General features: G+C 29.9%; 11 protein-coding genes. All 11 read left to right on the top strand.

What is annotated here, in order from left to right:
* The first annotated feature begins 52 nt into the window (after nucleotides 1-52).
* Complete coding sequence (locus tag HW276_RS06035; RefSeq protein WP_178937792.1) at nucleotides 53-946, top strand: hypothetical protein; 894 nt, start codon at nucleotides 53-55, stop codon at nucleotides 944-946.
* Nucleotides 947-961: 15 nt separating this feature from the next.
* Nucleotides 962-1,885 (top strand): hypothetical protein, encoded by a 924-nt coding sequence (locus tag HW276_RS06030; protein ID WP_178937791.1) that lies wholly within the window; start codon nucleotides 962-964, stop codon nucleotides 1,883-1,885.
* Between the two features lie 403 nt (nucleotides 1,886-2,288).
* Nucleotides 2,289-4,274 carry a lipopolysaccharide assembly protein LapB gene (locus tag HW276_RS06025; RefSeq protein WP_178937790.1) on the top strand — a complete coding sequence of 662 codons (1,986 nt, stop codon included), beginning with the start codon at nucleotides 2,289-2,291 and terminating at the stop codon, nucleotides 4,272-4,274.
* 3 nt (nucleotides 4,275-4,277) lie between these two features.
* Nucleotides 4,278-4,943, top strand: a complete 666-nt coding sequence (locus tag HW276_RS06020) for a hypothetical protein (protein ID WP_178937789.1) — start codon at nucleotides 4,278-4,280, stop codon at nucleotides 4,941-4,943.
* A 107-nt stretch (nucleotides 4,944-5,050) separates the two neighbouring features.
* On the top strand, nucleotides 5,051-6,019 hold the full coding sequence (locus HW276_RS06015; RefSeq protein WP_178937788.1) for an N-acetylmuramoyl-L-alanine amidase: 969 nt from the start codon (nucleotides 5,051-5,053) through the stop codon (nucleotides 6,017-6,019).
* Between the two features lie 104 nt (nucleotides 6,020-6,123).
* Nucleotides 6,124-7,335, top strand: coding sequence for a pyridoxal phosphate-dependent aminotransferase (locus HW276_RS06010; protein WP_147003619.1), 1,212 nt, complete (start codon nucleotides 6,124-6,126; stop codon nucleotides 7,333-7,335).
* A gap of 117 nt (nucleotides 7,336-7,452) precedes the next feature.
* Nucleotides 7,453-8,169 (top strand): epoxyqueuosine reductase QueH, encoded by a 717-nt coding sequence (locus tag HW276_RS06005; protein WP_178937787.1) that lies wholly within the window; start codon nucleotides 7,453-7,455, stop codon nucleotides 8,167-8,169.
* A gap of 180 nt (nucleotides 8,170-8,349) precedes the next feature.
* On the top strand, nucleotides 8,350-9,549 hold the full coding sequence (locus HW276_RS06000; RefSeq protein WP_178937786.1) for an acetyl-CoA carboxylase biotin carboxylase subunit family protein: 1,200 nt from the start codon (nucleotides 8,350-8,352) through the stop codon (nucleotides 9,547-9,549).
* Between the two features lie 21 nt (nucleotides 9,550-9,570).
* On the top strand, nucleotides 9,571-10,308 hold the full coding sequence (locus HW276_RS05995) for an esterase family protein (RefSeq protein ID WP_147003613.1): 738 nt from the start codon (nucleotides 9,571-9,573) through the stop codon (nucleotides 10,306-10,308).
* Nucleotides 10,309-10,546: 238 nt separating this feature from the next.
* Nucleotides 10,547-12,286, top strand: coding sequence for an ABC transporter ATP-binding protein (locus tag HW276_RS05990; protein WP_178937785.1), 1,740 nt, complete (start codon nucleotides 10,547-10,549; stop codon nucleotides 12,284-12,286).
* On the top strand, nucleotides 12,286-14,184 hold the full coding sequence (locus HW276_RS05985; protein ID WP_178937784.1) for an ABC transporter ATP-binding protein: 1,899 nt from the start codon (nucleotides 12,286-12,288) through the stop codon (nucleotides 14,182-14,184). The genes HW276_RS05990 and HW276_RS05985 overlap by 1 nt, the downstream gene beginning before the upstream one ends.
* The last annotated feature ends 22 nt before the right edge of the window (nucleotides 14,185-14,206 follow it).

The raw sequence follows: 14,206 nt of genomic DNA, 5'->3' as shown, positions 1-14,206 counted from the left end.
AGAACACATTGCAACTTTAGTAAATAAAATAAAAAAGGAGAGGAGAGATTTAATGAATTTATATAATTTGAGAAATAATATGAGAAGCAGATATTTTTCAATGCTGGAATATTTGAATAATGGATTTGAAATTTTTAAAATGTTTGTGAAAAAGCATCCTTTATTAGTTTTTTCATATTTTGTATTTTCAACTGTTATGGTACTTTTTATTACATTTCCATTTACAGAACAGGCAGTAAAAATGTATGAATTTGCAAAAAAAGTGAATAATACAAAGATGCAGAAAAATATAAATATAAATGAATATGCTTCCCTTTTATCCAGCCTATTTTCCATGCTTTTGCTATATGCTTTAATTTCACTGATTCTTCAGTTTGTGGCAGTAATTATACGAAAAAAGGCAGGCCTGGAAATTGAGATGGAAGAAGATGCTGAAAAAGAGAAAATAAAAAAAGATAAATTTAAATTGGGGAAAATTACACTTAAATTTATAATCATGATGGCTGTATACTTAATTATCGGATTGGCTCTAATAATGCTTATTGTCATATTTTCATTAGTTTTAGACAGTTCTTCCGCATTATTTATAGTGTCTGTCATATATTTCACTTTATTTTTTAATGTGCTATATTTACAGCAAATATACTATTTAAGGGATGTCAATTTAGTAGAAGCATTCAGATATAACTTATATTTAAGCAAAGGAAAAAGATTAAGAATATTGCTTCCAATAATAATGATTGCACTAATTACTTTTTTTATCAATTATGCTTTAAATTATTTTACTGGAATAACAATTGGGAAATTACAAAATTTACAAATGTTAGGAATAGTTACATCAGCAACTGGCGGTATTGTTAAGACTTTTTCAGTTTTATATACAATAATAGCAGAAAATCTTGTATATTTTAATGTGGAATATATGGATTTGAAGAAATTAAAATAAAAAAAGGAGAGAACTATGAATTTTGAAAATCTACAAAAAGATCTATTTGAAAGAAAACTTAATTTAGGAGAATATTTTGCAAAAACATTTGAACTTTTAAAAGTGTTTCTGAAAGAAAATAAGTTATGGTTTATTTTGCTTGCACTTGGAAATGCTTGGCTGCTTTTTTCAAATATATTGATGCAGCATATTGGAATAAGTTTAAAAATTGCAGAAAGTACTGGAGATAATCGTGGTATTATTGGAGCACTTTTTTCAAATTTTTTAGTACTTTTTGGCATTGTTATAGTATCACTTGGATTAGGACTTTTAAGAGTAATAATTTATATGAAGTCAGGTTATAAAATTGAAGGAAAGGAAAAGGAATACCGTTTTGAAAATGCTTTTTTTAAATATCTTAAATATATTGGACTGTACTTACTGTTTGTAATTGCAATTACAGTTGTAGTGATGATCTTGATATTAATAACAACAATTCTTGGCATTGCTATTAATAAAGCGACTAATTCGGTTTTTGTTGGGTATACTATAATTGCAATACCAATTATAATTTATATTGCGATTATTCTTGCCTTTATCCTAAATACTCTTTACTTTTTTCAAATATTCTATATTAGAAATATAAAAGTATGGGAATCATTTAAGTATAATTTGAAATTATCTAAAAAAAATAGACTTAGAATAATTGTTCCAGTAATTATAATTGTACTGGCAAGTTTAATATTTGTAGTTCCTTTTGTTTTTTCAGTATTTGATTTTATGCCAATTTATGTAGGATTTGCAGCTTCTGTTATATGCGGATTTTTTTCAGGAATTTTGGGAGTTGCTGGAATAATAATGAATATTGTAGTATTTTTAAACGTTGAATACGATTATTTAAAAAAGCAAGCTGAAATAAAGAATGAAAATAATGATGATTCGGAATTAAAATCAGAATAAATATAAATAGTTGAAGTGGAATTTTTAGCGATTCCACTTTTTTTAATAAAAAAAATAAATATTTTTCATTTTGAGTACGTTGTGTTTTCAAAATATTTGTGATAAAATAATAAAGTATTATTTAAAAAAGATGTATTATTTAAAAAATTGTGCTATACTATTTATAGCATAACAATAATATAGTGATTACATTTTAGATTTTTAAAAAATTTTTAAAAAAGAAAAATAATCGCTATAAATATTATATTTAGGTATTTGTAAAAGTCATAAAAATTGAATAACGTATATTATAATGGCAGGAAACAAAAGAAATGAGTTTTCTTGTCTCGTCAAGTAAAAATATTATGCTTATTGAATTTTTAGATTTTTTACTGTATAAGTATTATATTAGTTAGGAGGATGTATGGGGATTTTTGATTTTTTTAAATCTTCCGAAAAGAAGGAGAAAGAAAAGGAAAAGGAAACAGCTGGCAGCGGAAATAATAATGCCGCTAAAAATGCTCAAATCAGAAGGCAAATTTACGATATTGCAAATAATGAGTCTGAAATGATGGAGAGTGGCAATTATTCAGATGACTTTACAGAAATTTCCTATTACGATGATTTTGGGAAAGAATTTAAGATGCCAAAAAAAGACTGGCTTGAAAAAAAATTGTATCCATCTATAAGAAAAAACTGGAATAATATGGATGGGCTGTACCCAATAATCCAAGATGCTTTTTCCAAGGGAGTTTATACGGAAGTAAAGGAAGCTGTATTAAGATTTTATGCGGCAGATGAAAATTTTGAAAGAAAAATGATTTTACTTGGAACTTATCATACAAAAACTGGAGCTTATCAAAATGCACTTGAGCTATATGAAAAAAATTTGAATATTGACAATATTACAGAAGGACTTTGTATAGCATATGCAGAAGTTTTGGAGCTTTGCGGAAAAGTTCCTGAAGCTGAAAGAAAATACTATGATGCGCTTGAGATTAATCCAAATTCAGCAACGGCATTTAAAAAGTACTTTGACATTGTTAAACGGAGAAATGTTAAGGAATATGAAAGCAAACTTGAGAAGTTGTCTGAAATAAGCGGGAACTGGCGCGCTAAAATGATGAGAGCGATGGTTTTCTTTAAAAAAGGCGACAAGGAAAGCGGAAATTTCTTTTTAATAAATGCATTAAAGGAATCTGGATACAATTCAGAAGTTATGTATATTACATCAAGTATTTATATTCTTAATGAACTTTACGATGAGTTTAAGCAATATGTGCTTGCATACTATAATCCAGAAAAGCATAATGCGTATACTGCCTTAAATGTTCTAAAATACTATAAGGTGAGAAACTTGTATAAGGAAGGGCTGGAATTATGTAAATTTACATCTAAGTTCCCTTGGATTGAGCATTATAAGAAATTTATGTATTATGAAGATTATTTTTGGAAAATGAAAGTAAATTCTGAAAGTTTAAATAACGATGAAAGTGCTTCAAATCACTTTTTTTCAACAAATAAGCCAATTTGGTATTATGAGTTCAATCATCCGGAGTTTATGTTAAATCAAAGCAGAAGGGTAAAGCCAAATGTCCTTATACTGACATTCACTTCGATAGGAGAAAAATCAGAATTAGCTGAAAATCTGGCTGTTTCGCTGCCATTGTACTTAAACGAGAATTTGCATTATAAGACAAACTTAAATTATCAGCTGGCAGTAGCCTATAACAAAGAAAGTTTATTCGTATCTAAAAAACGTTACAGCATAGATTATATGAAACTGATAAGACAGCAGAATAATAACTTGAACTTTGTTTTAGCAGGAAATATTTTAAAAATGCCGAATGTGGAAAAATATGAGATTGAAATTTATCTTTATGATACATTTAATGAACAAAAATCAACTTTAGTTAATAAAATTTATGATGAAAATAATATTTATAGCGTTCAGAACGACCTGCTAAAAGCTGTGAGCACTTTCTTTGAAAGGGATTTTTCTATAAAATATGAAAGAAATTTACATAACCTGATTTTATTCTCGCCTAAATTAAAATTTTTGATACAAAGCAAAATTCATAAGGAACATCAGTCCTGGAGATATAAAAAACTTCTTTCAGACCAGATTGACATAGTGCTTGAAGACAGAAACAATGATCTTAAAAAAATAAATCTTCTGGCGCTTTTATATGAGATAAAACAGACAAACAGCCAGCTTTTAAAATTTCAAAAACCTATTATTTACAGCATGAATATTCACGGAATATTTGAAACGCAGACATTAAAGATACTTGCACCAATTATATTCAAGATATATGATGATGATGTTAATTTTCAGGCAAATATAGAGGCCCTAAATATTACAGATTCAAATTATCTAAGCTGGATAAATAGATTTTCGGAGGAGTAGATTATGTTTTCTTACAAAAAAATAGTGGCAATAGTGACATCTGTTCTTTACATATTTGTAAATTATGATTTTTATAACTCAATTTTTCATGAATATACAAATGACAGGCTGTTTCATACAACAACATATTTGGGCATTGTAGAACTGGTTTTCTTTATCATGCTATTTCTTTCAGTATTTCAGCTTGAAAATATGGAAACTAAAAAAAAGGGTGATAAAACTAGGGCAGAAAAAGAAAAGGAAGGTAAAAAAGATGCAAGAGATCTGACAATTTGCTTCCTTATATTTATAGCGGGCCTTATCTGCATAAATATTTCCCGTGTAATTTTGACAAGTTCACCCTATATAAATGACATAGCTTCAACTGCAAGTTCCTACACTACGTTTATTGGCGGCACAAGAGTATTATTTATTTTTTCATCAATAATGCTTATTTTCATTGCGGCAAGCAGAAGAAATGCACTGTTAATAATAATTTCAGCAATAAATTTTATAATTTCTATAATGATATGGCTAGATTTTGATGCAAATGTCACTGCAATTATGAGAATTTTCATTGCAATATTAGCAATCATTTACTATTTTCAATTAAAAGATGGAAATACTGTTAATGCAAATAAAAAATATAAAATAAAAAGCAGCAAAAAGCAAATTGGAAATAATCAATAAATTGAATTTCTGGATAATTCACCATAAGTTAAAAATTAATCAAATAAATTATCGGGCAATTAAGTTTATTAATACAATAAAAATTAAAACAGGAGGATAATAACTAAATGAAAAAAAATATAGCAAATTTATTATTTTTAGCATCAATATTATCTGTTGGAAATATATTGAATGCACATAATCAAAATGTTTCAAACGATGTAAAAAAACCAATAGAAATACGTATTGATAATAACGGGCAAGTAATCAGGGATCAGTCTGGTTACGGCAGAAATGACAATAATAACGGACAAAATACAGATGCTCAAAGAGGCGGAACTGAAACAATATCAAATTCAGCAGGAACAATCAGAGTAGATACTTCGTATAGTTCTCAAGGGCAAGATTATAGACAGAAATTCATAATCTTGCATTATACGGCAGGGAATAGAGATTCATCGTTAAAAACTTTGACAAAAAATGAAGTAAGTGCACATTATATGGTTTCAGATGACAAATCAGAACCAGTTTATTCATTAGTAGATGAAAATAAGAGAGCTTGGCATGCTGGAGTTAGTGAGTGGAAAGGAAGAAACAATTTAAATGACACTTCAGTTGGAATTGAAATTGTAAATGGTGGAGATGTCAGTGGAACATTTGTGCCATATAAAGATTTTCAAATAAAGGAAGTTGCTGTTTTAGTTAAATACTTGGCTGATAAATATGAAATTCCTGCAACGAATATTTTAGGACATTCAGACATTGCGCCACAAAGAAAATCTGATCCAGGTCCATTATTCCCTTGGAAAGAATTATATACAAAATATAATATCGGAATGTGGTATGATAATGACACTAAAAATAATTATGAAAGAGAATATTCGACTAAATTGAGTATGATGCCTGTTTCTGAAATTCAAAGAGAGTTAAACAAATTTGGATACGGTATAAGTATAACTGGAACTTGGGACAAACAGACTAAAAATGTAATAAAGGTATTCCAACACCATTTTAGACCATCAAATTATAGTGGAGAAATGGACGTTGAAACTTTTGCTATTTTAAAAGCATTAAATGAAAAATATAATAAGAAGTAGTATTTTGCAAAAAGTTTATTATAGCAAAAGAAAAACATTCTTTACAGACAGTAGAGCTTTTTAGCAAACAGATAATTTAAGAAGAAGAAAGGAAAAATTATAAAATGAAAAAGTTTTCAAATAGAGCTTTAAATATGCACTATTCACCGATTAGAAAATTAGTTCCATACATTGATGAGGCTAAAAGAAATGGAGTGAAAGTGTATCAGTTGCATATCGGACAACCTGATGTGGAGACGCCAGATACATTTTTTGAAGGATTGAATAACTACAAAGAAAAAATTGTAAAATATACAAATTCAGCTGGAATAATAGAACTTAGAGAGTCATTTTCTAAATCTTATAAAAAAGTTGAAATTGATCTTTTACCAGAAGAAATTTTGGTTACTCAAGGTGGAAGTGAAGCAATTCAAATTACACTTCAAACTCTTTGTAATCCTGGGGATGAAGTTTTAGTACCAGAGCCATATTATACAAATTATGACAGTTTTTTGAGAATTGCAGATGCAAAATTGGTTCCAATTGAAACTTCAATTGAAAATCATTATCATTTACCAGCAAGAGAAGAAATTGAAAAATTAATTACCCCAAAAACTAAGGCAATTATGTTTTCTAATCCAAGTAATCCGACAGGGATTGTTTTTAGACCAGAGGAAACAGAATTAATAAAAGAAATTGCGATAAAATATGACTTATACATAGTTACAGATGAAGTTTACAGACAATTTATTTATGATGAAGAAATTGCAAAAAGTTATCAATCATTCATGTCGATTCCAGAAATTGAAGATAGAGTAATTCTTGTGGATAGTATTTCTAAGCACTACAGTGCAACTGGAGCAAGAATTGGTGTTATTGCTTCTAAAAATAAAGATTTTATGGCACAAGCATTGAAATTTTGCCAGGCTAGATTATCAGTTTCAACAATTGAACAATATGCTAGTACAAACTTGATAAATACGCTGGATACATACATTGATAATACAAAGTTGGAGTATAAAGTTAGACGGGATATGATCTACAACAATATTACTAAAATACCTGGTGTTGTAACATACAAGCCAAGTAGTTCATTATATTTAATTGCTGAATTGCCTGTAGATGATATTGAAAAATTTGCAATTTGGCTATTAACAGAATTTAGATATGAAAACCAAACGTTATCATTTGCACCTGGGCCTGGATTTTATACAACACCTGGAAAAGGTATAAAGGAAGCCAGATTCTCATTCTGTACACATAACTTAATTGAAATTGAAAATGGAATGAAAGTATTGAAAAAAGCGTTGGAAGAGTACAATAAAATAAATAAATAGATTTCTTTAGACTTGTTTAGTAATTCAAAATTAGTTTTGCAATTATTTGAGCAAGTCTAATTTTTTATAAATCAAAAGTTTAAAAAATGTAGAAATAAAAAGGAGAAAACAATTTTTATGGAAAATAAAGAAAATTTTATTGAAAAAGATATAAAAAATGCAAAAGAAATTTTAGAGAGAATGAATCCAAATCAAAAAATCAATTACCATACAATTTTGACAAAATTAATTTCAGATTGGAAAAGTAAAAATATTCGTCCTAAAATAATGATTCACAGCTGTTGTGCGCCTTGTAGTACGTATACTTTGGAATTTCTTACGCAATATGCTGATGTAACCGTGTTATTTGCAAATAATAATATTCATCCGAAGGCTGAATATGAAAAAAGAGCTTTAGTGCAACAGGAATTTATAAATAAATTTAATGAAAAAACAGGAAATAAAGTCGGATTTATTGAGGATGAGTACAAACCAGCTGACTTTTATCGAGCTGTGAAAGGGTTAGAGAACGAAAAAGAAGGTGGAGAAAGATGTACTGTTTGCTTTCAAATGAGATTAGACATTGTTGCAAAAAAGGCCCAGGAGTTGGGATTTGATTATTTTGGAAGTGCATTAACATTAAGTCCTCATAAAAATAGTCAATTAATAAACACTCTTGGATTAGAAATTCAAGAAATTTTTGATGTAAATTATTTGCCATCAGATTTTAAGAAAAATAATGGTTACAAGCGTTCAGTCGATATGTGTGCAGAATATGATGTTTATCGTCAATGTTATTGTGGATGTATTTTTGCAGCATTGGATCAAGGGATTGATTTGAATGAGTATAAGTAAAGTTTTGATAAAATAAATTAATTCTATTTTTTTTGTTGCACTTGATTATACATGCATCAAAAAAAATTTTGAGAAATTTGTATCATAATCGACTTGTAAAATATATATTTTTTATGATATAATGAAATACAGTTAATTTAATTAAATCATTTATAAATAAATTAAGGAGATGGATAGAAAATGAATTTCGTTTATATTTCACCACAATTTCCAAAAACAAACTGGGAATTTTGTGACAGATTGAAAAAAAATGGAGTAAATATATTAGGGATAGCAGATGTAGAATATGATCAGCTGGATCAAAAATTAAAGGACAGCTTGACTGAATATTATAAGGTTTCTAGTCTTGAAAATTATGATGAAGTATTGAAGGCAGTGGCTTTTTTTACTCATAAATATGGAAAAATAGACTGGCTTGAATCTAATAATGAATACTGGCTTGCACAAGATGCACAGCTTCGTTCTGATTTTAATATTACAACAGGAATAAAAGCTGACAAGATTGCTAATATTAAAGAAAAATCGAAAATGAAAAAAGCATATAAGAAGGCAGAAGTGCCGTCTGCAGATTTTTCATTAGTGACAACACCTGCAAAAGCGAAAAAATTTATTGAAAAAGTTGGGTATCCAGTTGTAACTAAGCCTGACAATGGAGTTGGAGCGAGTGATACTCATAAAATTAAAAATGAAGAAGAGTTAAAGGCATTTTTTGAAAATCGTAATAAAGATGTAAAATATATTATGGAAGAGTATGTTGATGGAGATCTTGTATCTTACGATGCCATTATTGACTCTAATGGCAATCCTCTTTTTGAAACTGGTATATTTGAACCTGCAATTATGGATGTTGTAAATGACGGGCTTGATGTTTTTTATTATGTGGAAAAGGAAATGCCTGAAAAATTGCTGGATGCAGGAAGAAAATCTATAAAAGGATTTGGAGTGAAAAGCAGATTTGTTCACTTGGAATTTTTTAAACTTAATGAAGATAAGGATGGATTAGGTAAAAAAGGTGACTATATTGGGCTGGAAGCAAATATGCGTCCTGCAGGCGGGTATACTCCTGATATGTACAACTATGCCAATAATACAGATGTTTATCAAATTTGGGCTGATATGGTAGCTTTTGATGAAATTAGAAATGCAAACTTGAATGAAGACTTAGAAAAAAATTACTGTGTTTATGCCAGCCGTCGTGATAATAACAATTATGTTCATTCACATGATGAAATTAAGCAAAAATATGGAAATGCGATTGTAATGGATGAAAGAATGCCTGACATTTTTTCAGAAGCTATGGGAAATTATATGTATACAGCAAAATTTGCTACAAAAGAGGAAATGGAAGAGTTTATAAACTTTATACATGAAAAGGCATAAAAAAAATTATAGGGAGAAAAAATGCAAGTAGAATACAGAAAAGAATATAGTCATAATCTTGGAAGAGAAATGGAATTTAAAAGATATGGGCATGCTGGGAAGCCAGTTTTAGTATTTCCTTCACAAGATGGAGATTGCAATCAATATGAAGAATTTGGGATGGTAGATGTCTTATCAGACTATATTGAGCAAGGAAGATTGCAATTATTCTGTGTGGGAAGTGTTGACAGGGAAAGCTGGTCAGACATTAACGGTGACCCAAGATACAGAATAGAAATGCAGGAAAGATGGTTTAATTATATTGCAAATGAATTTGTACCTAGAATTCAGGATATTTCTTGGAGAAGTGACATTATTGTGACAGGGTGCAGTATGGGTGGAGCACATGCGGGAATTTTATTTTTCCGTAGACCTGATTTATTTGACACATTAATTTCACTAAGCGGAATGTTTGATGCGTCAATGTTCTTTGGAGATTATAAGGATGATTTAGTTTATAACAACTCTGTTGTTGATTTCTTGAGAAATATGCCTTGGGATCATTATTATTTAGATTTGTATAGACAAAAAAATATCATTATATGTATTGGGCAAGGTGCATGGGAAGGTGAACTGCTTCCAAGTAATAGGGAATTAGCACACATTCTTTATGAAAAACAAGTTCCAGCATGGACAGATTTCTGGGGTTATGATGTAGCCCACGACTGGGACTGGTGGAGATTGCAAATAAGATATTTTATGGAACATTTGGATATTTAAGTTTGAATCATAAATATTAAAATTTTTAAATAATTAAATAAAAAAGCACTGAGATTTATTAATTAAAAAATAAGTTTCGTGCTTTTAAATTTATATTGATTATTCTACTAAAATTGAGAGTAATATAAAATATAAAAAAAGAAATTTATATCCAGTTCGCTGGTTAATAAATGGAAATAGTATAAGTTAATTTATTTTAATAAAAAAAAATCAAAAGAAAGGAAAGGTGTTTATTCAAATGTTAAAAAAATTATTTTCCAGTCTTAGGGAATATAAAAAAAGTACATTGATTTCGCCGATATTCATTGGAATAGAAGTTATTTTTGAAATGCTTATTCCGACACTTATGGCAATGATTATAGATAATGGACTTAATGGAAACAATGGAAAAGGTGATATGAATTTTATTATCGTTATGGGCCTTATAACGCTGGGAGTGGCGATGTTGTCGCTGTTATCGGGAATACAAGCCAGTAAATATGCTTCTTATGCTTCGGCTGGATTTGCTAAAAATTTGAGAAAGGATTTGTTTTCTAAAATACAGTCATTTTCGTTTACAAATATTGATAAATTTTCTACAGCTGGACTTATTACAAGATTTACAACAGATGTTAATAATATCCAAAATTCATTTCAGCTGTTAATAAGGGGATTTGTAAGGGCTCCACTTATGATGTGTGTTGCAATATTTATGTCCTTTATGATAAATCCAGGACTGTCAATGATATTTGTTGTTGCAGTTTTATTTTTGGGAACTTTTTTAGCCTTTATTATTTTTAAAGTTCATCCAATATTTACTGCAGCAATTAGAAAATATGACGACATTAATGCCAGTTTGCAGGAAAACATTAACGGAATCCGTGTTGTAAAAGCATATATCCGTGAAAAATATGAAACAGGAAAATTCAAAAAGGCAACGGAAAATTTGAAGAATATGCTATTAAAGGGAGAAAACATTATAATTTTTGTATCTCCAGTAATGCAGCTGACTGTATTTTCATGTATTTTACTGCTTTCCTGGTTTGGTGCAAAGATGATTGTCGTGCATGAATTGACAACTGGAGAATTGACAAGTTTATTTGCCTATACAACAAACATTCTTATGAGTCTTCTTATGCTTGCAATGATGCTTGTAAACATTGTATTTTCAAGAGCATCAGGAGATAGAATTGCAATGGTTTTAAATGAAGAGCCTAGCATTAAAAACCCTGAAAATGGAATAACTGAAGTAAAAGATGGTTCGATTTTATTTAAAAATGTTGACTTTAGTTACAGCAATAATCCTGAAGTGCTAAATTTGACAAAAATAAATCTGGAAATAAAATCTGGAGAAACTATTGGGATTATCGGTGGAACTGGAAGTGCAAAATCGGCTCTTGTTCAGTTAATTCCAAGACTGTATGATGTTTTAGATGGAGAACTTTTAGTTGGAGGAGTTAATGTTAAGGATTACGATATAAAGACGCTTCGTGACAATGTGGCGATGGTTCTTCAAAAAAATGTGCTGTTTTCAGGAAGTATAAAGGACAATTTACGTTGGGGAAATGAGAATGCGACTGATGAGGAAATGGAACATGCCTGTAAATTGGCACAGGCTGATGAATTTATCCAAAAATTTCCTAAAAAGTACGATACTCGTATTGAACGTGGCGGAGCAAATGTGTCTGGAGGACAAAGACAAAGGCTATGTATTGCAAGAGCTTTGCTAAAATCTCCGAAAATATTAATTTTAGATGATTCAACCAGTGCAGTTGATACAAAAACGGATAAACTAATAAGAGAAGCCTTTAAAAATGAATTGCCACATATTACAAAAATTATTATTGGTCAAAGAATTTCATCAATAAAGGATTCTGATAAAATATTAGTCTTGGAAGATGGAGTTATTACAGCTGCAGGAACACACGATGAACTAATTAAAATGAGCAACGTATATCGTGAAGTTTACGAATCTCAGACAGAAGGGAGTGATGAATAATGGCTAAAGATAACAAAAAATCCCAAAAATCTGAATCTAAAAATCAGATAAAAGGGTTAATAAGACTACTGGGGTATATGTTTAAGCATTACAAGATTCGTACATTATTTGTCATTGCATTTATTTGCCTTAGTTCATTTGGAATGGTTGTCGGAACGATGTATTCAAAGGAATTAATAGATGGAGTTATTATTCCAAACATTGGAAAAAATAATCCAGAGTTTTTAAAAAGCCTAATTTCAATAATTTTTAAGATGATAACTGTTTATGCCGGAGCAGTTGCATGTACATATATTTATGAAGTTTTTATGATTTACATTGCACAAGGAACATTAAAAAAATTAAGAGATGATGTATTTATACACATGGAATCGCTTCCTATAAAATATTTTGACACGAATGCACATGGAGATATAATGAGCGTCTATTCAAGTGACATTGATGCATTGCGAAATATGATGGTAGAAAGTTTATCACAGGTAATATCTTCAATCATTACAATTATAAGTGTGCTTATTTCAATGTTCATCCTAAATGTTCCATTGACATTCTTTGTAGTAGTAATGATTATAATTATGATTGTCACAACAAAGACTATTTCTGCAAAAAGTTCAAAGAACTATACTGCACAGCAAAGAAATATCGGTATTGTAAATGGATATGTAGAGGAAATGATAGAAGGTCTGAAAGTTGTAAAAGTATTTTCGTATGAGAAAAAAGCTGATGAACGTTTTAACAAGCTGAATACGGCATTATTTAACAGGGCAAACAATGCAATGAAATTTGCAAATATTCTAGGCCCTGCTGTCGGAAACCTTGGAAATATAAACTTTGTACTTACAGCGGTCCTTGGTTCAATAATAGTGTTTAATAACATTGCAGGATTTACAATCGGTGGACTTGTATCATTCTTGCAGTTCATAAAAGTAATAAATCAGCCTGTTTCACAAATTGCACAGCAATTAACATCAGTAATACTGGCATCGGCTGGAGCTCAAAGGGTATTTAACCTGCTAGATCAGACACCTGAGCAAGATAACGGCTATGTAACTCTTGTAAATGCAAATATTGATGAAAATGGAAAAATTACAGAAACAGAAAAGCACACAGGTGCATGGGCCTGGAAATATCCACATTCTGACGGAACGATTTCTTATGAAAGACTAATGGGAGATGTTGTTTTTGAAGATGTAACATTTGGCTACAATGATGAAAAGACAATACTTCACAATATCAATCTTTATGCAAAGCCAGGAGAAAAAATTGCCTTCGTTGGTGCAACAGGAGCTGGAAAAACCACAATTACAAACTTAATTAACAGATTTTACGATATTAATTCAGGAAAAATCCGATATGATGGTATTAACATTGAAAAAATAAAAAAACATGATTTAAGAGAATCTCTTGGAATTGTACTACAGGACACACACTTATTTTCTGGAACGGTTGCCGACAACATTAGATATGGAAAACTTGATGCAACAGATGAAGAAGTGTATGCGGCCGCAAAACTTGCCAATGCCGATCATTTTATAAAACACTTGCCACAAGGCTACGACACTTATTTAAGCGGTGACGGTTCTAGCCTTTCACAAGGACAACGGCAATTATTATCAATAGCAAGAGCAGCAATCGCCGATCCGCCAGTCTTAATTCTGGATGAAGCAACTTCAAGCATCGATACAAGAACAGAAAAAATCGTGCAGGAAGGAATGGATAAGTTGATGGTGGGAAGAACAGTATTTGTAATTGCCCACAGGCTTTCAACTATTAAAAATTCTGATGTGATAATGGTACTTGATCAAGGAAAAATTATTGAACGTGGAAATCACGATGAACTGATTGCACAAAAAGGAACTTATTATCAGCTTTATACAGGTGGATTTGAAAATCAGTAAATTAAAATATTTGTGTAAAAAA

It is taken from the genome of Leptotrichia sp. oral taxon 417 (genome assembly GCF_013394865.1).
Lineage (GTDB): Bacteria > Fusobacteriota > Fusobacteriia > Fusobacteriales > Leptotrichiaceae > Leptotrichia > Leptotrichia wadei_A.
Note: the sequence above shows the minus strand (reverse complement) of the source record. Positions and strands in the feature narration are given on the sequence as shown.

Excerpts from the sequence above, each read along its gene's own strand:
- HW276_RS06000 (WP_178937786.1), top strand. The coding sequence starts at position 8,350 with ATGAATTTCGTTTATATTTCACCACAATTTCCAAAAACAAACTGGGAA.
- HW276_RS05985 (WP_178937784.1), top strand. The coding sequence starts at position 12,286 with ATGGCTAAAGATAACAAAAAATCCCAAAAATCTGAATCTAAAAATCAG.
- HW276_RS05990 (WP_178937785.1), top strand. The coding sequence starts at position 10,547 with ATGTTAAAAAAATTATTTTCCAGTCTTAGGGAATATAAAAAAAGTACA.
- HW276_RS06010 (WP_147003619.1), top strand. The coding sequence starts at position 6,124 with ATGAAAAAGTTTTCAAATAGAGCTTTAAATATGCACTATTCACCGATT.
- HW276_RS06030 (WP_178937791.1), top strand. The coding sequence starts at position 962 with ATGAATTTTGAAAATCTACAAAAAGATCTATTTGAAAGAAAACTTAAT.
- HW276_RS05995 (WP_147003613.1), top strand. The coding sequence starts at position 9,571 with ATGCAAGTAGAATACAGAAAAGAATATAGTCATAATCTTGGAAGAGAA.
- HW276_RS06005 (WP_178937787.1), top strand. The coding sequence starts at position 7,453 with ATGGAAAATAAAGAAAATTTTATTGAAAAAGATATAAAAAATGCAAAA.
- HW276_RS06035 (WP_178937792.1), top strand. The coding sequence starts at position 53 with ATGAATTTATATAATTTGAGAAATAATATGAGAAGCAGATATTTTTCA.
- HW276_RS06015 (WP_178937788.1), top strand. The coding sequence starts at position 5,051 with ATGAAAAAAAATATAGCAAATTTATTATTTTTAGCATCAATATTATCT.
- HW276_RS06020 (WP_178937789.1), top strand. The coding sequence starts at position 4,278 with ATGTTTTCTTACAAAAAAATAGTGGCAATAGTGACATCTGTTCTTTAC.
- HW276_RS06025 (WP_178937790.1), top strand. The coding sequence starts at position 2,289 with ATGGGGATTTTTGATTTTTTTAAATCTTCCGAAAAGAAGGAGAAAGAA.